This is a genomic window from Pontibacter anaerobius (assembly GCF_026241195.1).
Classification (GTDB): domain Bacteria; phylum Bacteroidota; class Bacteroidia; order Cytophagales; family Hymenobacteraceae; genus Pontibacter; species Pontibacter anaerobius.
Genome location: NZ_JAPFQO010000009.1, coordinates 232,515 through 252,701, shown reverse-complemented (window position 1 = coordinate 252,701; position 20,187 = coordinate 232,515). Strand labels below are relative to the sequence as shown.

The window sequence follows — 20,187 nt, the reverse complement described above, 5'->3', positions numbered from 1 at the left end:
CCCTTTAGTCTCTATCCGTTTAGAGTATAGAATAAAATCGCTTTTTAAACCAAATCCATAGAACTATGAACTCAGATTATTCGAATTATTCTAACCGCTCAGACAGAGACGAGAACCGCAGTTTCCAGACGCACCGCTCCGAGCGCTACAGGCATCCTGAAAGAGACAGCAGCTACCGCTTTGATGACTATGGTTCATCGGCCCGCGGCGGCTATGGCAACGAGAGCCACAGCGGCACCTGGGGCAACCAAGGGAACGAGATGGGCGGCTCGCGCGGCAATGACCTTGACCGCGACCTGTACGGCACCTACAGCACCTCCCGAAACTTTGGCAACATGGGCAGTTACGGCGGGGCTCAGGGCTATGGCGATTACAGAGGCGGCCAGCATCGGCAGGGAAGCGACTATAACTACTACAGCGGCAGGGGCAGTTATGGTCCGGAGCGCCGCCGTAGCTATGGCTACCAAAGCGACTACGACAGCCATGGCACCGGCTACAGCCACGACACGCACCCCGACCTGTATGGTCCCGACACCTCGCGCAGGTTCCAGGGCTCCGTCCAAGGCCGCTACGACTTCGACCGTGACAACTACAACCAGGGCAGTGGCAGCCTCCGAAGCTCCGACAGGGATAGAAACAGAGGCTACGGCAGTTCTTCGTCGTCTAGCTACGGCGGCTCCGAAGGAAGCTACATGGGCAGTGGCTACAACCGCACCTCAAACCAAGACTACGACACCGGCAACTATGGCTCTATGGGCAGCTATGACCGCGGCAGTTCCAGCACCAACTACGGCGAACCTTATGGAGCACGCGACTACAGCAGCCGCCACACGGAGTATCCAAACGACACCTACGCCCGCGACGCAGAAAACACACGCATCCAGCACCGCGACAGCGATTATGATTACGACCCGAACCACAGCTTTAATGTGCGCAAGGACCCGTACTACATCGCCAGCCACAACCGCAGCCGCACCTGGGACCAGGAGCATAACCGTGAAAGAAACATGGACAGGTTTTAGATTGGATCAGAAGTATGATATAGGGAAAGCGCAGCCGTTTGGTTGTGCTTTTTTTATGAGATTTTGTTGGCTAGCGTAGTGGTTGATATTCTCAATTTATACTTGTTGCACTATACTTTCTGGCTGCTGATTCTTGATTTTTACTTTCTGGCTGACGCTGATTTCAGCTCTGCACATCCCTTCTGGCGCAAGTCTTCAGACTTGTGTCCTTTTATGGTGTTGAGTTTGAAACTCAGCTGTAGCTATACTTTATACTTGGGCTATCTTCTTGTACCTGTCAATTTTGCTGTTCCGGACATCCCTGTCCGGAACCTTTCTGCCGCGGACTTCTAAGTCCGCATACTTATACTTGCATAGCCGCTGCCTTCTGCCACTTGAAACAAGCTATCCTTCCTAGCTACTGCTGATCCTCAGTCCTACAAACCTACAGGCACCTCCGGCCTTGGCTCCCTCCAGCCCGGGAGGGCTCGTCTTCCCGCATCGCGCTGGGACCTTTTCCTGCCCTCGTGCCTCGGGCTGCCTTCGCTCGCGCTCGTCACCGGAAAAACTCCAAAGGCGCTCAACCCAAAGACTGGGATCAGTTCGATAGCCACTGCTCACGAAGCTTGAACCAAGTCTCCCTTTGAAGGGGGTAGGGGGATGACAATCGTCTGCTGAAAATTCCCCTCTCGGGAGGGGCAGGGGTGGGTTTGTACTTCTGCTGATAATACCAACAGCCATGAAATTTATACTTCAGCCAAAGCAATTACAGGTTCCGTTCCTTAGCCTACCGAGAACGCACGTTCGAAACTAGCAAGCGTAGCACTGAGTTACTGGATAACTTAAAAGCACAAGCAGAGCTTTGCGTCAGAAATAATCAAGATCCGCTTAAGGAATACAGACACTCTTCAGATCACGCATACTGCCGTAAAACACGTTGCAGTCTACAGAGGCATCTATGCCTTCTATGGAGCCGTTATCTGTATGTTGCCAGAAGGTGAGCTTGCTGGTGTTGGTCTTTTCTATGTGCAGCCTGGGCACTTCGTAGTGCGCAATCCAGAGTGGATAACTGTCGAAGTGGCCGGCAAGGTAATCTTTGTAGAAGTGATACCCTGTATAGATGATCGGCTTGGTGCCGTAGGCATTCTCCACATAATCCAGCCATACTTTGAGGTCTTTCCGCAGCTGTGCCACAGGCTTTCGGCCGCGCACCTCCACATCCAGCACGGGCGGCAGGTCTCCACTTTGCAGCTGCACGGTTTTGGTGAAATGGCGGGCCTGCTTCTCCGGGTCCAGGTACGGCAGGTAAAAATGGTATGCTCCACGAATAATCCCTACCTCTCCCGCTCCGGCCCAGTTCTGCTCAAACTTCTTATCCCTCAAGGAAATACCTTCCGTGGCTTTTACAAAGGCAAACGTTATCTCGCCCTCACGCACTTTACTCCACTCGATATCCTTTTGGTAGTGGCTCACATCCACCCCGTAAATGCTATGCCCAATGGGCCAGACCGGCTTTGGCTTCACCACGAAATACTCCACATAAAACACCAGCAGCGCAATGCCCAGCAGCATAGCCACACCTATCCAGAAACGCTTGGGCACACCGCCAGACCGCTGCTTCTTGCGTGGCTGCCTGGGCTTGGCAACACGCTTGGCAGGAGCCTTTACGGCAGGTGCTTTTTTTACCGGTAGCTTAGTGGTTGTGGCCATATCTCTCGCCTACAAAAGTATAAACCCGGAGGCAATTTGCTATACTTTATACTTTAAGAATTCAGCTCCCTGTGCGGCAGGCCCGTCAGGTGCTCTATTGGCTCGCCCTCTGTGGTCAGGTAGCCCTGCATCAGGTCAGCAGTGAGGCACGAATGTACCGGCAGCACGTACATCAGATCGCCGATGTTATACTTCCTGAACAGCTCCGGCGATGCCTTCACCACGCCGTGCTCCTGCGACAGCGACACCACCTCGATTCCCTCCAGCGACTCCGTCCAGCCGTTCTCCGTCAGCTCCACCACCCGTCCGTAGATAGACGAGCCATCCTCCTGAAGTATAACATCTTTTGAGAAATGCACACTACCGCCGTAAAGTATGATCTCGCCGCGGTCGGGGTGTTTGGCCACAACAGGGCAGGCCATACACACGGCAATGTCCTCGAAGGCGCAGGAGCCGATGCGCTGCTGCGTGAGATCATAGAACACAAAGTTGCCCGGGCGTATCTCGTCCACACCCTGTATGTTCTCGACGATGCTGCAGGAAGGCGTATCGCCGATGGAGAGCTGCAGGTTCGGGAATTTGGCCTTGTAGCGCTCACGCAGCAAATGCAGCTGGTATACCGATGTGTTGAAGATGGTCTGGATGGCGTCTGCGTCGGTTTGTTTGTAAGTATGGCCGTCGTGCACCACAAAGCCGGCAAACTGCAGCTTCTCCTGCTCCCGGATCAGTTTTACAATGGCATCCACCTCCGCATAGTTCGTGGCAAGTATGCCGGTGCGGCGGTAGCCGGTATCGATCTTGAGGGAGAGCTGCACCGGGTGCTGCAGGCCCTGGGCCAGCGCCGTAACCGTTTCCTGATTCACGGCGATCAGGTGCAGTTTTATGCGCGAGGCGAGCTCATTTATACTTTCCATCTCCAGCACATTGGCCGGGAAGGCGACCATGATATCGTTCCAGCCGTGGTTGGCAAAGTAGCGGGCCATGCGCACCGAAGAAACCGTGATGGCCTCCACCCCGGCCTCCCGGAACCACTCCCCCACCTGCACCGACTGATGCGTTTTGAAGTGCGGGCGCAGTCGTACCTTGTTTCGCCGGGCTTTATCCACCATGCGGCTAATGTTACGCAATGCTTTCTGCTTATCTAAAAGTAGCGTGGGTGTTGTTATTTTCATAAGTACAATAAGGTGCAAAAAGTAGCAAATCCTGTGAATTTAAGCACTTTTCTGAAAGAAAAACAGCCTCTTATACTTTAAGGTGATAAATATCATTTCCTGGTCCTTCTATACTCCTGACATTTGCATAGAACAAAGTTGAAAAGAGGAAAACCAAGAATGCAAGACGCACTGAAGTCCACCCCCGCCGAACTGCTGGCCAAGTATGATGTGCCATCGCCACGCTATACCAGCTACCCTACCGTGCCGTACTGGGACGCTAAACCGCTGACGCAGGCACAGTGGATGCAGCACGTAAAGCAGGCTTTCCGGAAAACGAACAGCTCGGAGGGTATCAGTTTATACTTGCACCTGCCCTTCTGCGAGAACCTGTGCACCTATTGCGGCTGCAACAAGCGCATCACCAAGAACCACGCGGTGGAGGAGCCATACTTGTACGCCATTCTGCAGGAGTGGGAAAGGTACCAGGTCGAGTTTGAGGAGCAGCCCCGCCTCACCGAGCTGCACCTGGGGGGTGGCACGCCAACCTTCTTCAGTGCCCAGAACCTGAAAAAGATGCTGGAGGCCATACTTGAGAAAGTGGAGGTAACACCTGATGCGGCCTTTAGCATTGAGGTGCATCCGAACGCCACCAACGCCGAGCAGCTGCAGGTACTTTACGACCTGGGCTTCCGGAGGCTGAGCGTGGGCATTCAGGATTTTGATCCGCGTGTGCAGTTCGTGATAAACCGCATGCAGACTTTTGAACAGACTAAGGAGACTTTTGATGCGGCCCGTGCCATTGGCTATACTTCCATCAACGCGGATATTATATACGGACTGCCGTTCCAGAATGCGGACTGCATACGCCATACCATTGAACGTGTAAAAGAGCTGCGCCCGGAGCGAATTGCCTTCTACAGCTATGCCCACGTGCCCTGGAAGAGCAAATCACAGCGCCGCTACTGTGAGGCGGACCTGCCGGAGCCGGCCGAGAAACGCGCCTTGTATGAACTCGGGCGAAATATGCTGGAGGAGGCGGGCTACATAGAAATTGGCCTGGACCACTTTGCACTGCCGGAGGATGAGTTATGCCTTGCCGCCCTGAATGGCACGCTGCACCGCAACTTTATGGGCTACACGCCCCGTCATACCGAGCTGCTGATCGGCCTCGGTGCTTCCAGCATCTCCGACACCGGCACGGCTTTTATGCAGAATATTAAAGAAGTGGAAGCTTATGAGGAGGCGATAGAGGCCGGTGTGCTTCCTCTGCTGAAAGGCCATGAACTGACAGAGGAAGACATGATCATCCGCAAGCATATCCTGAACCTGATGTGCCGTCTTTATACTTCCTGGGCCGAAGATGAGCTGCCCTACATAGTGGATGCGCTCATCAGGCTGCAGCCGCTGGAGGCAGACGGTTTAGTAGACTATAGCAACCATGATATTCAGGTGCTGGAGGCTGGCCGTCCCTTCCTGCGCAACATCGCCATGTGCTTCGATGCCAAGCTTTGCAAGGCCAAACCAACAGAGCCTGTGTTCAGCAAATCGGTATAACGAAGGCTTTTCATGATTAATTTGATTTTGGGGATGAAGAGACGCAGTAACATAATGCGTCTCTTTTTCTTTACTGGCGCCGGTATCTAACCGGTGCCAGTAAATGTGCAGCGAGTCTTCAGCATCGCATTCATATATGAAAGCATATCCTGTTCTAAGTGATCTAACCACCCCTCCCCCTCCTTGCCAAAGGAGGGGGAGGCTTTTGTTACTTTATTTTAAGTAAGAGTTTCATAGCTGCTGGCATCGCGCGTACAGGTCGCGACCTATCCCTACAAGGCATAGACACGCCCATCTGAGAATAGGACCCATACTTTACCTCCCGCAATTAAACATTTCGCCTTACCTTTGCAGAAACACGACCCGCTGCTATGAGCTATTTCTACGTAAAGGCGCTGCACATCATCTTTGTAGTAACCTGGTTTGCCGGACTGTTCTACATTGTGCGCCTGTTTATCTACTACGCTGAAGCGGCCGAGAAACCAGAGCCTGAAAAATCCATACTTCAGAAGCAGCTCGGTATTATGCAGAAACGGTTGTGGTACGGCATCACCTGGCCCTCCGCCGTCCTGACGCTCATATTCGGGCTTACCATGCTGTACCTGTACGGCTCCATTCCCGGCTGGCTCGTCTGGAAACTGAGCTTTGTAGTGGGGCTTTACGTGTATCATTTCCTTTGCCACGCCATCTTTAAACAGCAGCAGCAGGGCATCATCAAGTATAACTCCACCCAACTCCGCATCTGGAACGAGGTGGCCACGCTTTTCCTCATCAGCATTGTGTTTCTAGTGGTGCTTAAAAGCACGCTCAGCATGCTCTGGGGCATTATTGGGCTCATCCTTTTCTCCGCCATGCTCATGCTGGCCATCCGAATTTACAAACGCGTGAGGGAGGAAAGATAGGGAGAGTTTGAGAGTTAAAGAGTTGGGGAGTTTAGGAGGTTAAAATATACAGTTCATGCCGCAAGTTTAGCGGTAGCGTAACTTGTGGCTAAGTATGGTAGCAGTTTGTAACTGCTTTGCTCCGGAGGAGCAAGACCACAATGTCTGAAGCCACACTTTATACTTTGTCTATAGTTAAGGAAGCATTAACCTTCTGCTAATCTTCACTTTTCTACTCACACAAAAAGCCAGTTGCAAACTGGCATCAAAGCTAGCCACAAGTTACGCTACCGCTAAACTTGCGGCAGATTAACAACCTCCCAACCCTATCTAACCTTCTAACTTTTTAACTTTCTAATTTATAAGCCTTACCTTTGTAAGTATGAACAAAGCACTGAAGGCTAACGAGAGAGAACTGATTAAACTGATCCGCTTTTTCAGCAAGCGCGCCGAGCAACTAACAGCAAGTGAGGAACTAAGCGAGGACCAGAGACAGCTGACACAGGCTTGCCAAAACCTGGAGAAGCAACTGCTGCAGCACGCCGAAAACCGCGTGGCTATCATGGATAAGCGTGCCCGCCTGGAAAAACTGATCGAGGATAATGCCCAATGCCCCAAGTGCCACAAAGCCGAAATGCTGAAGCAGCAGGCCGTTACCACCAACGAGCATGGCTGGAAGCTGAATACCTACCGCTGCCGCCGCTGTAATACCTCTTTTACCTGGAACCGCCCTAATAACCCCTGGCACATGATGGAGTTCATGGAGCTCTACATTAAAGAGCTGGAGGAGTCGCTGGAGGCAGGTTTGGAACCGTCCATACGCCAGCAAACCGAGGCCGCCATTCCGCAACTACAGGATAGCCTTTACCGTCTGCGCCCCGTGCTACAGGATTCCGATGAAGAGGTGCAGGCACTCACCGAGAAAGAGCGAGAAATGGACAAGCTCATCCACCAGTTTAAAAATTACCTCCTCATTGAGAAAATCAAACTGGATACCTACCAGGAGTAGGTATTGGTTATTAGTTGTTGGTTAAAAGTTACTGATTATTTTTTTTGATTTCCAACCAATAACGAACAACCATCAACCAATAACAAAATTTAAAATCCAGTACCAGAAGGCAAGGGTAAGGAAAGAAATGGGGATTCCGAAACCCACCATCATATTGGCCAAACGTGGTTTCAACCCGTAGGATGCCGCCACGATACTCCCGGTGATCATGGGGGCCATAGCGGCCTCCATCACGCTTATCTCCAGCAATTCTCCCCGCACACCAAGCACCCCAAAGTATAAACCAAGTATGAGCAGCGGGGCCAGCATCAGCTGAAAAGTAAGTCCGAGCGCCAGAAAGCCCCAGTGTTTGCTGCGCCACTCCGGCTTTAGCTGCAGGCCCACCGACACCAGCGCCAACGGCGACACGGTACTGCCCAGGCGCTGGAAAACATCTTTCATATCTGCCGAAAAGCTAAAACCAACCAGGTTGAGGATCAGGGCCAGCATAAATGCAATAAATGGCGGGAACAGGAAGATCTTGCGTGCTATAGTCCCGATACTGGCTGCCCCCCTTGAAAAGCTCGCAGCCAGCGCAATGCCAACTGTTGAGAGCACCACAAAGGTGCCGGGCTGGTCTATAAGTATAACCGTTTCCAGGCTATCGGCACCGTAAAGCGCCTCAATAACCGGCAGCCCGATAAAGGACGTGTTTCCAAGTCCACCTGTAAGTATGAGGCAACCAACCAGCTTGCGCGACCACCCAAAGGCTTTGCCCAGCCCCCAGAAGAATAAGGCCGCCGCACCAAAACAAATCCAGGCAAGCCCGACCGGCAGCAGCACCGTGCTATCCAGTTTTACTTCAGGTATAAAGTATAGCGCCAGTGCCGGTAGCGAAATGTAAATGATAAACTGGTTGAGCACCTGTGGCGTGTTCTTCGGAAAATCCTTTACCCGCTGCAGCAGCAGGCCAAGGCCCAGGCACCCAAATAAAAGTATAAAACTGCTCATCTAGGTTTTTTAAAAAGAAAATATGTCGCAGTTTAGCCGCGACGGGCAAAGGTAAGGCAGCAGGTTTTAATTAACAGGGCCACCTGTCATAAAAAAGGCAGCAACACATTGCCATGCTCCTGCCTCTAAACAATTAAATCATGCTCGTTACTGCAGCACCACCCGCTGCACTACCCGGGTATCACCGGAAATAATGCTCAGAAAGTATACCCCGGCCGCTAAATGCTGCGTTTCCAGTTGCAGGTTATGCTCACCGCTGTGCAGCCGTTTGGTTACATCCAGCACATTTGCCGATTGGGCATTGGTAAGTACAAACCGCACTTCCGGGCGCTTCAGCCCGTTCACTTTCAGGTTGAGGTTGCCTGCCGATGGTACCGGGTATACCTGCACGGCCCGCTCCAAGGCTTCTGCTTCAGCGGAGGCCAGAGGGCCGGTATAAGAGAGCTTATAAATGGCATGGGCCTTATCATCAGAGATAAAAAGATTTCCGTCAGGGTCTACTGCAATGTCTACGGGCCGGGCGTAAGCTTCGGTAGAGTCGCTGTTGAGGAAGCCGCCCACCAGGTCTAGCTGATCGCCCGGCTTATCGCCCTGCCAAGTGAAGTAGATGATTTTGTAGCCAGTGGCTTTGGAGCGGTTCCAGGAGCCGTGCAAGGCGATCAGGGCGCCGTTGCGGTAAGGCTGGGGCAGTTTAGTGTCCTGGGTAAAGAGCAACCCCAGCGGTGCCGAGTGCGCTTGTATGCCTTTGCTGATGCGGTCCATGGCGGTGCAATCCACGGCTCCATCGGCGTTCAGCTGCACATCCTTGACAAAAGGCATGTTATCCATCCCCTCGCGCGGGTCGGGGTTGCAGAAAGGCCAGCCGTAGTTGCCGCCATCGCGCACCAGCGTAAACTCCTCCGGTGGGTTATTGTCAACGTAGCTCTGCACCACCTTGCCATAATTGCCGGTTCCATCTTCATAAGGATAAGCTACGTTATCGCGGTTATTAACCGTTACCCATAGGTTGTTGGTGCCCGGCACAAAGTCCAGACCTTCTGCGTTGCGTAGGCCCTCGGCAAACAATCTGCCTCCTGAGCCATCGGCGTTATACACGTAAATTGCGCCACGTTTGGGGTCACTTTGGGTATCTTCTATACAGGCGTTGCAGGTAGAGGCGATGGATACGTATAGCTTATCATTGCTGTCGATGGCGATGTTTTTGAGTACGTGGCCGTAGCTGCCCTTCAGTTCCGCCAGACTTTCATCAGGTAGGTTATCTACCACTACCTCCATGTTCTGGCCCTGCGTATCGCCATCGGTATATTGATGGCGGATGATCCTATTCTTTTCGGCAATGTACACATACTGCTGCTCTCCTATTTTATGGAAAACGATATCGTGCGGCTTCTGCAGTCCAGAGGCGAAATCAAATTCCTGTGGCGTGCCGCCGTTTGGATCCGGGCGGAAGATTTTGACAAAGCCGTTGTCTGGTTTGGAAACGAACAGGTCGCCGTTGGGTGCCACCGCCATAAACCGGGCACCGCTGAGGCGGGCGTACACTTCCAGCTTAAAGTTAGGGGGCACACTGGCAAAACGATCCACATTAAACGGCGCCTTCCGCATGCTTTCCGGCACTTCTATTTTTACCGTTTCGGTGGCTGCAGGGGGTGTTTGCGCAAAGGTGAAAACCGGCACTGCCAGTGCAAAGGTTAGCAAGTATGATTTGAGTAAAAGCTTGAATGGCATACGAAGTAAAGGTTAGTGACGTGGTAAAGCATTATCTGCTTTTAGTGACTTCTTTGGGAAAAGTTACAGCTTACAACCTCCATTCTGTATAATTTGCAGCATTGCAGCAGACAGCTTTTTGCCTCTTCCCATAATTCCCTGACTACTCTACTGCTGCGGCTATTGGATTCACTCTAAGAAATGCGCCGTTTACTACTATAAAAATCTAATTTTATAATAGATAAGTATAAAATAAAGATAAACATCATCACCTCTTCCCATTACTTGCAAGGCCCCGGAAGTACTTACTCTAAAACCTTGCAGTACTTCATCTGGCTCTACTGCTCCTGAGACTACAGCAATAATCTAAATCCACTCTTCAGATCAGATGTACTAACCATAACCAAACACACTATGAAAACAAATTATATAAGGACTGCATTAAGTCGCCACGACTTCTTCAGGTATATTTTGATCAGCCTTTTTATTTCTCTCTCTTCCGCTTCTTATGCCCAGGAAATTGAGTGGGACAAATCTTTTGGCGTAGAAATCTCAAAAAGGCTCTATATCTCTCAGCAAACAACCGACGGTGGCTACATTTTAGGAGGTACTTCTGGTCCTTATTACAACGGAGGCGAGGCTGAAGGGGCAAGAGGAGGTACTGACTATTATATAGTGAAGGTAGATGCGAATGGCCAGAAAGTATGGGAAAAGACCTTTGGCGGTAGTGAGAATGACGAACTTATGCTAGTCCGGCAAACCAAAGACGGCGGTTTTATACTAGCAGGAAACTCTAGATCAGGAGTCAGTGGAGACAAATCCGAAGCTAACAGAAGCGGCTGCGTCACCCAATGCTTTTCACTTGATTTTTGGATAGTTAAGCTGAATGCTGCCGGAGAGAAAGAGTGGGACAAGACCTTTGGCGGAAAAGGCTATGATTTTCTCACCTCACTGCAGCAGACCACCGACGGCGGCTATATATTGGGAGGATATACTAGCTCAGGTAGCAGCGGTGACAAGACAGAAGCCTCCAGGGGAGGGTACGATTACTGGATTGTAAAAACCGATAGGCAAGGTGTGAAAGAATGGGACAAAACCTTCGGTGGTGCCAGAAGCGAAGAGTATGGCGATGAGGACCTTGACCTGCTCACGGCACTGCAGCAAACCAAAGATGGCGGTTACATTCTGGGGGGCTATTCATGGTCAGACGCAGGTGGTGATAAGAGCGTGGACAACAAAGGGAGATGTGATGCTGACAACTGTACAGGAGACTATTGGGTGATAAAGGTGAACGCGGCCGGTGCAATGGAGTGGGAAAAGACAATTGGAGGAAATGACGACGACCGCCTCACTTCCTTGGTACAGACCACAGACGGCGGTTATCTTCTCGGGGGCTATTCTGGTTCAGGTAGCAGTGGAGACAAGACAGTGGCAAACAATGGCCCTTGTTACATTGACCTTCTTTTGAACGACCTCGTCTGCACGACTGACTATTGGGTGGTAAAACTAGATGCAGCAGGCGACCAGGAATGGGATAAGGCCTATGGTGGCAACAGAGACGACAGGCTGACCTCGCTACAGCAAACGGAAGACGGGGGATACATATTGGGAGGCTACTCCAACTCAGCTAGCAGCGGTGACAAGACAGAAGAGAACCGCAGCATCTGCTATACGGATGCCACTACAGAGGATTTTATTTGCCCCTCTGACTATTGGGTTATCAAGCTAGACCCTAGCGGAGACAAGAAGTGGGACAAAACCCTTGGTGGCGACGAGCACGAGGAGTTACAAGATGTTAAGCAAACCAAAGACGGCGGATACCTACTTGCCGGTCTGTCTCGCTCAGGTATAAGCGGAGACAAAACCGAAGACCCAGAAAGCAGCACAGATATTTGGATTGTGAAGCTAAGCGTAGAAACCTTATGCACACCTCCCACCCCGTCCATCACCCTTGCCCCTACCTCTGATATCTACACTGGAGGCAACGCCAGCACCATTTACCTGGGTTACGGCCCGCAAAGCGTGCAGTTAGTGGCCTCTGGCGGCGAAAGCTATACCTGGCGCCCTGCTGATGGCCTGAGTAACGCGTCAGTTGCCAACCCTGTGTTTACGCCTACGGCTGCCGGCAGCTACTCCTTTACCATCACGGCCTACAACGGCGCCTGCTCGGCCACAGCCTCGGTCACCATCACGGTAGTGGATGTGCGCTGCGGCAACAGGAAAGTACAGGTATGCCATAAAGGTAAAGCGCTCTGTATCTCTCCTTCGGCCGTGGCCGCACACCTGCGCAACCACCACGAGGACCGGCTGGGCACTTGCGGCGTAGGTATACTTAAGACGCAGGCGGTATCGCTGCGCATTTACCCTAACCCACTCAGCGACTGGGCCAAAGTGGAGCTTACCCTGCCGGAGGATGAACCATACCTGCTGGAGCTCTACAATGCAGGTGGCAAAAATCTAGGCGTAGTAGCCGAGGGACAAGGTGGCGAGTTGTTGCAGCTGGAGCTGAGGGCAGAGAAGCTGCGCAAGGGCGTGTACTACCTCCGCCTCACCACCTCCAGCGAGGTGCAGACTTTTAGGCTTTTGATCAATAAGTAAAGGACGATAATTCAATACAAAAACTGGCTGTACCACAAAGTACTGCCGGCTTTTGTTACCCCAGCAGCGAGTTGGTGAACTTCAGCTTTATACTTGCCTGGAAGTTACCGATGGTCTTGAAGATCTCCTTTAGCGTAGCCTGCTCAATTTTGGTGAGGCTGCGGATATCGATGAAGTTGTCGGGAGCGGCTTTGTCCTGGATCATTTGCACGGCCTGCTTCTTCAGGCGCAGGCTCATCAGGTAATAGTAGGCATGCATCAGCTCGTGCAGGTCGTTCTCGGCGAACTCTCCTAAAACTTTTAATGCCTCCAGCCGCTCACCGGTATTGGTCTTAAACACCCTGCTCTTGAGGGCATGCACCCGCACCAGGTCCACGATCGGGGTCATGGTTTTCTTAATGTCGAACACCTCATGCCCTCCCTTGTTAAACGTTTTGATGTTTTTGAAGAACGTAAGCGGGGGCTCGTACTGCAGGGCATTCTGGGCCATGTGGTACAGGAACCTGCCCAAGGGCTTCTGCAGCTCCTCATCCAGAAACGCGCGCAGCTCCTCCATGATAGAGGCCTCCCCGTAGATGTAGCGGCAATCGAAGAAGGTGGAGAATTTCATCACCTTTTCCTGGTCCGGCTCCTGCATCCAGCTGCTGTAGTTGCGCTTCCAGTGCGAGAGAGAGTGCGTCCATTTAGGGTTTTTGGCCATAAAGCCGCCTTTGCAGTAACTAAAACCAATGGTATCCAGCCGTTCCGATACCTGATCGGCAAACCGCAGGAAATACTCCCGCACCAGCTCGCGCTGCTCGTTGGCCTTGTCTTCGTAAATGATGGCGTTGTCCTGGTCGGTGTTCAGGGTTTGCTCCTTGCGCCCCTCGCTGCCCAGCACCATGAAAACGAATTTAGCAGGAGGTGCGCCCATCTCCTCAATCACGCCCTCTATCACCTTGGTGGCGATGGTATCCGACACGGTGGTGATTACCTGGTTCACGATCCCGGGCTTAACGCCGCGGTCCAGGAGCTGGTATACAATTTCGGGCACCTTCTCCCATTTGCGCTTCAGCTCCTCTACCGATTGCGCCAGCTTTACTGACTGTATAAACATAAACGGTGACTGCGCCTGGTCGCTCAGTAGCTTGTTACGACTCAAGAAACCCAAGTACTGCCCGTTTTCCTCCACCAGCAAGTAGCGGGTTTTGGTCCGGAACATCAGAAGTATAGCCTCATACACAAAGGCCTGCGTGTTGATGCTGACGATCGGGTTATCCATCACCTGCCGCACCGGCTCCTGCACGCTTACCTGCCTGGCCACCACATTGTCGCGGATGCTGATGTCGGTGAGGTAGCCGATGACCTGCCCCTGGGTATTCTGCACAAACAGGCAACTCACCTTCTTCTCGGCCATCAGGCGGGCCACCTCATATATCGGGGTGTCGCCGTGGCAGGTAACCAGCTCGCGGTACACCAATGTCTCTATCTTGCGGGAGTACAGCTGGTCGGAAGCGATAAAGTTATCCTCGAAGGCAGTCGGTTTCTTCACAAAGTGGGCGAACTCGTCGTTGAGCATGCGGCGGCCAAACTCCACGGTAAAATAATGGAAGAAATCCTCGTAGGCCTGGCAGAGCTGCCTGAAATCGCGGCGCGGCAGAAAGTATACCACGGTGCCTTTTTTAGCGATCACAGAGCGCAGCGACCTTTTGCGGTTCAGCAAAACCGAAATCCCACCATAGCAGTAGCCGCTGTGGTGATGCTCTATTACGCGCCTGTTCTGCTCGCTGTCATAGAAAAAGCTCTCATACTCCCCCTCCACAATCAGGTCCACGCCTTTCATTTTGGTAACCTCCTGGTGGAAGATGGCCGTGTCCTTGGTGTAGCGCACCTCCTGCAACAGGTCGGCCACTCCTAGCAGCACCTCTTCCGGCAGCAGGTTAAAGGGCTTCACCGTTTTCAGAAAATCTAATTTATCCCTCATAAAGTATGATGCCTAAAACAGCAAGTATAATAATCGCAAGTATAACGAACAGGATGATCTTGGTTCTGGAGGAGGATTTGCGCTCCAGTGCCTTACTCTCCTCTTGTTGCATCAAAATGGTATCCGGCGTGATATCTCCCTGCTCGGCCAGCCTAAAAAAGCAGGCTGCGGTTGCCTTTACGTCCACGGCTGCATCGTGTTGCTGAAGCAGCGGCTCCTGAAACAGGCGCTCATACAGCTCCCCAAGCCTCAGAAAATGCTGCCGCGGATCCAGCAGAAATTTGGCAGAGGCGTTCATGGTACAAAAGGTAGGGAGTTGCAGCAGCGGGTTAGAGAGTTTTGCCCTATGGAAACCTACTCCCAGCATGTGGTAATCGAGCTGCATAAAATGCCCCACCACCAGTGGTTGGTACTGTTCCAGGTCCTGCGCCAACAGCGATAGTACCTGCTTTCGCTCTTTGCCGTGAGCCTGCAGAAACTCGGGTGTAATCCCGTGTATCTTTCCTGAGGTTTCCGATATCTGCAGCTCCGGCTCGTAAATGTAATGGTTCTCCGACTTCAGTTGCAGCCCTTCTTTGTTATACACTTCCCAGGCGATCTGAATGGAATATGGCCAACTATTGTCGTCAGAATAAGGCGCATCCCAGTCAAGCGGTTTGCCGGTGGTTTCGGTGTCGATGAAAAGTATAAAATCGCGCATGGCTTAGTTCGCGGCCGCTTCAGGTATTCCTGTTTTTCCCTTCATTAGTACGTATTTTTTGCAGCCTGCTGCAGTGTGATTTATACTTGCTTACTGGTGATTATCTTAGGTTTTATACTTTGGCTATACTTTAGCCCCAGCTTTCTTCAATTCGAAGCAAGCTAACTACAGCTGCTGTTCCGGATATCTCTGTCCGCCCCCCCTTTCTGCTGGCGCGAGTTTGTAACTCGTGTCCATTTATGATGTTGAGTTTGTAACTCAACTGGTTTGAAAAGCCATCTTTCGTAGCCGCTTCCTTCCATTCGAACTAGGCTATCCTTTTTAGATGCTGTTCATCCTCAGTCCTACAAACCTAAAGTTTCAGCTCTAGCTTTGGTGCCCTCAAGCCCGGGAGGGCTCATCTTTGGGCATCGCGCTGGGAGCTTTTCCTGCCGGGGGTAGGGGCCCTCTTTTCGTACCTCGGGCTGCCTCGCCTCCGGCTCGGCACCAGAAAACCTCGCATAGGCGCTCACCCCAAAGACTGGGATCATTTCTCGATAGCCGCTGCTCTGTCCAAAGTCCCCCTTCGAAGGGGGGGAGGGGGATGACAATCGTTCGCGAGCAATCCTGTACATCCCAAAATCCTGTAAATCCTGATTCAGACAGTAAGTAAAACTCCCCTCCTTAGACAAGGAGGGGCAGGGGTGGTTGGCCCCGGCACCGCCATCCCTCCCCTGTTTTAGGGGAGAGACGGGGTGAGGGTAACACCTATATCGCCTTCGCTTTCTCTTTCAGCCAGGCCAGTTCGTCCTCTGTCAGGTGTGGGCCGAGTTTTTCTACTACCTGTGCGTGGTACTCGTTCAGCCACTTGATCTGGTGGGCCTCCAGCAGCTCTTTCTTCACCGGAGTGGTGTCGATCAGGGCCATCGTTAGGTGCTCGAAAGTATAAAACTCGCCAAAGTCGTTGGTTTCGTCCTGCACGGTAAGCACCAGGTTCTCGATGCGGATGCCGTGCTTTCCGGTGCGGTAAATGCCTGGCTCCACCGAGGAGATCATCCCTAACTCTAGATCCACTGCCGTTGGCGTGGGGTTGAGCACATGCGGGCCCTCATGCACGTTCAGGAAAAAGCCGACGCCGTGGCCGGTGCCGTGACCGTAGTTTCGGGCATGGTCCCAGAGCGGCTTGCGGGTGATGGCATCGATCTGGTAGCCTTTCGTGCCTTTCGGGTAACGGGCCGTGGAGCCGTCAATCATCCCTTTCAGCACCAACGTATAATCTATACTTTCCTCCTCGGTTAGTTTTCCTAAGGACACCACTCGCGTAATATCGGTAGTGCCGGAAGTGTACTGCCCACCGGAGTCAACCAGGAAAAGGCCCTCTGGCTGCAGTTCGATATCGCTTTCAGGGGTAACGCGGTAGTGTGGCAGGGCACCGTGCGCTCTGTAACCGGAGATGGTATCGAAGCTCTCGCCCACAAAACCCTCCTGCTGGGCACGGAACTCGCGCACCTTCTCCACCACCGTCAGCTCTGTTATTTTGGTTTTGCCAATGTTTTCCTCCAGCCACTTAAAGAAGCGGGTCAACGCCACGCCGTCTTTGATCATTGTCTGGCGGGTATGCTCCATCTCCACTTCGTTCTTCATGGCCTTAAAGAAAGTGGTCGGGTTGGTGTCCTGGATCACGCGCACCTCCTTTGGCAGCTCCTTGTAAAGCGCATAGCAGTTGCGGCGCGGGTCGACCAGAATGCTGTTGCCCGGTATGGCCGACACAGCTCTTTCGATCATGTCGTAGGTCTCCAGCTCCACGCCGGCTTTTTTTAATCTGGCCTGATCTTCTTCGCTGAGTTTGGTGGCATCCATAAAGAGCATAGCCTTGTTTTGGCTAATGAGCGCGAAACTCAGCACCACAGGGTTACACTTCACGTCGGAGCCGCGCATGTTAAAGAGCCAGGCCATGTCATCAAGCGAGGAGATCAGGTGGTACTCGGCTCGATGCTTTTTCAGGGCCGCGCGCAGGCGCTCCAGCTTGCTTTCCAGCCGCTCTCCCACTACCTCCTCACCTAGTAAAAAGGCAGGTGCAGATGGCAGGTCCGGCCTGTCCTGCCAGATCGGCTGCAGGTAATCGCGGTCGCTGTTGATCTTCAATCCAATCGGCGTAAGCTGCGACTCCAGCAATTGGGCCAGAGCCACGGAGATCAGTTTTCCGTCGAAAGCCACGGTGGCGCCCTCCGGCAACCGCTCGCCTAGCCAGTCGATATATTCCGGTGCGTTCTGCACGCGTAGTTTCGCCAACTCAAAACCGGTACCCTCCAGCTGCTCATTGGCCTGCACAAAGTAGCGCGCATCCGTCCAGAGGTGGGCTGTGTCTTCGGTAATTACCAGTGTGCCCGCCGAGCCGGTGAAGCCGGAGGCAAACTCAATGCACTTATACCTGTCTGGCACATACTCACTTATATGCGGATCAGCCGATGGAATGATGTAGGCGCTCACGCCCTCGCCTTTCATCTGGCTTCGGATGGCTGCTAATCTTTCTTGGTAGGTCATGTAGAATGTAATTTTCGGTTTGAGGCAAATTAAGGAAAGATAGGGAGAAATGCTTGGCAGAAGCCGCTAAACCTTACTACTGCACGGCGGTGGCACGTCTTTTCCGACTTCGGCGCACACGCATGGCGGTATCCAGTGAGAAGCGGTTATACTTATGTTCAAAAACGAACAGCAGGCAAAAGTATAGCCCGTAAAACATCTGGCTGAAGATGCTGTTCCAGTTCTCGAGCAGGCTGGAGCCGAAGATAAGCGCCACCATCAGCAGCACTCCCACTGCCGACACCACCCGCGTAAAAAGCCCGACCAGCATCAGCGCCCCAATGTTCAGCTCCAGGTACGGCAGGTAATAGCCAAAACCCTGTACCAACTCCGGCGGTAACCAGGTATCCTTAAAGTTTTGGGCCATGCCCTCGCTAAAATCCCGCAACTTGGGCAGACGTACCAGGCCGTGGCCCAACATGCTCATGCCGATGGGTAGGCGCGCTAAAAAGTATCCGAAGGCAGCGTTTTTCATAAGTATGGTAGCTTACGAAAAAGTGGTGGGTTAGGGAGAAAACACAACTGAAAGATCGCGCCATCCACCTGAATACGGCCTTAGCCGAGGTTGAACCGGTGCAGCCTTTGCACGAACTGCTCGCGCTGGTACCAGTCGTTGTGCACCAGTTCCAGGGTATCCACTGTAAAAGTGCTGAAATCGTGGTTTCTATACTTTTCCAGCACCCGCAGGTAGGCCTCAGTATCGCGGAGGGGTGCCCGGAAGCGTGCCACCGTGGCATGGGCCGTTTGGATGGCGTAGCGCTTGTCTATACTTTGCTCCAGGTCTGAGTCCCTGAAATTGGCGCGCAGGTTATCGCGGAGATGGTTGAGGGTGTTATCGGATAAAAAGCCCTGCACCATCACACAAGACGGCGAGGCCGTAATGCCTTTAAAGCTGATCTCTATGCGGCTGTGAGCAGGTATACTTTTCCGGATGAGTTCCACATAATCCGGCACCGAAATCTGCCCCAGCTCAAAGCCGCTGTAGCAGGGGATAATGGACATCACGGTGACGTGAATATCGGAATCCGGGTAGTAGTACTGTGCCGGGTCGATAGCTCTCAATTCGCTGAGGAAAGCCTGTATTTGCTGTTTGGTTTGCTTGTCCGGACGAAGCAGCAGTGTTAGTCCCATCCTGTCATCCTCAGCCGAGTCGATCAAGGGGTCGAGTTGGTATTGGCCGGAGCGGATTTTCTCTATGGAGGTGCGGTAGAGGGTGTCGTAGTGCTCCGGGAGGTTCATGGGATAGGTATAAGTCAGCTTGCCTTATAACTTCATAGAATATTATTAAATCATTGATTAGCAGTTGAAGACGAAGGCTCCTTCTCTGCTTCTAATGGTATGTTTTTATCCAAACAGTATTGTTCAATTTCTGTGTCAGTAACTAAATATTGATCACAGAATTCATCAAGCTCTTTTTCTGTGGCTTTAAAGTAGCGCTCCTGAGCAGTCATTAGCTTTTCTGTTTGCTCAATAAATTTCTCAAAATCCTTATTGATCTTGCAAAGCTTATCAATAGTTTTAAAATCTAAGTCTCTATAGGTTGGTGTAAACAGGATCTTACTTTCAAACGGATTTGCATTCAGTTCTATGATTCCAATCCCAAAGGATTGATTTAATCTTTCCATTTCTTCAGTAAGATTGTCATTAATTTCGAATGCAACCAAATATCCATAATTAGCCCAACTTGAGTTCGAAACGGCTTGAAAGAAAGCTTTCTTAAGCTCTGAGTCACTATTTATTTCTTTCTTGATTTCGTAAGAGCTTAGCTTAAAAGTATCAACTCGATTTATAGCCTTTAGAAAATTTTGACTTGCCTTTGACTGAAGATTCATGAAGCTAATACCGATCATGTCTGGGTGTGTCCAAATTTGGTTGCTATCCTTTCCAAAAGTTGATTGCTCATGAAAAATAGTTTTTGAGTAGATTCCTGAGTTTTTGAGGTAACTGCTCAGAAGTCTATGCAAATCCCTTTCATCGTATGATTTGATCTTCCCATTCTTTTTGGGTGAAACCAGCTCTGTTGCTTGGGTAAGAGTATCAAGACCAATGTTATTCTCATTTTTTGTCAAATAATAAGAATATGACCCATCTGAAATCTTAATTCTTTTTACCCTTGTATCTCCTTTTCGGATAAAATCACCAAGCAACGCTGAAACGGTTGCTTGAGGCGTTTTAGCGTCTTTAAAATCGTAGTACTTGTTTGCTATAATGTGATTACAAACCTCCATATAGTTTGTAAGTGCATTTATCTCATCTAAGCTTTTTAAGATTGCTTCCTTTACTGTCATTTCTAAAGTGCTCTGGTGTTTCTCCAATAATTTGCATCCTTCTATAACTTATTGTCTATAGAAGCATGAT

General features: G+C 51.5%; 15 protein-coding genes. 5 read left to right on the top strand and 10 right to left on the bottom strand.

The features are described 5' to 3' along the window. Nucleotides 1-65: 65 nt before the first annotated feature. Nucleotides 66-1,022, top strand: coding sequence for a hypothetical protein (locus OO017_RS14620; protein ID WP_266053305.1), 957 nt, complete (start codon nt 66-68; stop codon nt 1,020-1,022). A gap of 867 nt (nt 1,023-1,889) precedes the next feature. Here the strand turns inward: OO017_RS14620 and OO017_RS14615 are convergent. After that, on the bottom strand, nt 1,890-2,711 hold the full coding sequence (locus OO017_RS14615; protein WP_266053303.1) for a glycoside hydrolase family 25 protein: 822 nt from the start codon (nt 2,709-2,711) through the stop codon (nt 1,890-1,892). 53 nt (nt 2,712-2,764) lie between these two features. Continuing rightward, nucleotides 2,765-3,883: an alanine racemase gene (locus OO017_RS14610; protein WP_266053302.1), complete on the bottom strand. Its 1,119-nt coding sequence runs from the start codon at nt 3,881-3,883 to the stop codon at nt 2,765-2,767. A 159-nt stretch (nt 3,884-4,042) separates the two neighbouring features. Here OO017_RS14610 and hemN point away from each other — a divergent pair, with 159 nt between their 5' ends. The 3 genes from hemN to OO017_RS14595 all read left to right on the top strand — a co-directional run bounded on the left by hemN (nt 4,043) and on the right by OO017_RS14595 (nt 7,309). Further along, nucleotides 4,043-5,419, top strand: coding sequence for an oxygen-independent coproporphyrinogen III oxidase (gene hemN, locus OO017_RS14605; RefSeq protein WP_266053301.1), 1,377 nt, complete (start codon nt 4,043-4,045; stop codon nt 5,417-5,419). 371 nt (nt 5,420-5,790) lie between these two features. After that, nucleotides 5,791-6,321: a CopD family protein gene (locus OO017_RS14600; RefSeq protein ID WP_266053299.1), complete on the top strand. Its 531-nt coding sequence runs from the start codon at nt 5,791-5,793 to the stop codon at nt 6,319-6,321. A gap of 361 nt (nt 6,322-6,682) precedes the next feature. Continuing rightward, nucleotides 6,683-7,309: a hypothetical protein gene (locus OO017_RS14595; RefSeq protein WP_266053297.1), complete on the top strand. Its 627-nt coding sequence runs from the start codon at nt 6,683-6,685 to the stop codon at nt 7,307-7,309. 72 nt (nt 7,310-7,381) lie between these two features. Here OO017_RS14595 and OO017_RS14590 read toward each other — a convergent pair whose 3' ends face one another. Together OO017_RS14590 and OO017_RS14585 are read right to left on the bottom strand one after the other, a co-directional pair. Then, complete coding sequence (locus tag OO017_RS14590) at nt 7,382-8,299, bottom strand: AEC family transporter (protein WP_266053296.1); 918 nt, start codon at nt 8,297-8,299, stop codon at nt 7,382-7,384. A 147-nt stretch (nt 8,300-8,446) separates the two neighbouring features. After that, nucleotides 8,447-10,027 (bottom strand): PQQ-dependent sugar dehydrogenase, encoded by a 1,581-nt coding sequence (locus OO017_RS14585; protein ID WP_266053295.1) that lies wholly within the window; start codon nt 10,025-10,027, stop codon nt 8,447-8,449. 393 nt (nt 10,028-10,420) lie between these two features. On the opposite strand from OO017_RS14585, the gene OO017_RS14580 reads away from it, so the two are divergent. Next, nucleotides 10,421-12,604, top strand: a complete 2,184-nt coding sequence (locus OO017_RS14580) for a T9SS type A sorting domain-containing protein (protein WP_266053294.1) — start codon at nt 10,421-10,423, stop codon at nt 12,602-12,604. A gap of 55 nt (nt 12,605-12,659) precedes the next feature. Here the strand turns inward: OO017_RS14580 and OO017_RS14575 are convergent, their stop codons facing one another. The 6 genes from OO017_RS14575 to OO017_RS14550 form a co-directional block, all read right to left on the bottom strand. Further along, on the bottom strand, nt 12,660-14,567 hold the full coding sequence (locus tag OO017_RS14575; protein ID WP_266053293.1) for a DUF294 nucleotidyltransferase-like domain-containing protein: 1,908 nt from the start codon (nt 14,565-14,567) through the stop codon (nt 12,660-12,662). Further along, a complete protein-coding gene (locus OO017_RS14570; RefSeq protein WP_266053292.1) occupies nt 14,557-15,267 on the bottom strand; it encodes a 3'-5' exonuclease in 711 nt (236 codons plus the stop codon). The genes OO017_RS14575 and OO017_RS14570 overlap by 11 nt, the downstream gene beginning before the upstream one ends. A 747-nt stretch (nt 15,268-16,014) precedes the next feature. Next, a complete protein-coding gene (locus OO017_RS14565) occupies nt 16,015-17,790 on the bottom strand; it encodes an aminopeptidase P family protein (RefSeq protein WP_266053291.1) in 1,776 nt (591 codons plus the stop codon). A 76-nt stretch (nt 17,791-17,866) separates the two neighbouring features. Next, complete coding sequence (locus OO017_RS14560) at nt 17,867-18,304, bottom strand: DoxX family protein (protein WP_266053290.1); 438 nt, start codon at nt 18,302-18,304, stop codon at nt 17,867-17,869. Between the two features lie 80 nt (nt 18,305-18,384). Next, complete coding sequence (locus OO017_RS14555; protein ID WP_266053289.1) at nt 18,385-19,068, bottom strand: 2'-5' RNA ligase family protein; 684 nt, start codon at nt 19,066-19,068, stop codon at nt 18,385-18,387. A 50-nt stretch (nt 19,069-19,118) separates the two neighbouring features. After that, on the bottom strand, nt 19,119-20,117 hold the full coding sequence (locus OO017_RS14550) for a hypothetical protein (RefSeq protein ID WP_266053288.1): 999 nt from the start codon (nt 20,115-20,117) through the stop codon (nt 19,119-19,121). Between the last annotated feature and the right edge of the window lie 70 nt (nt 20,118-20,187).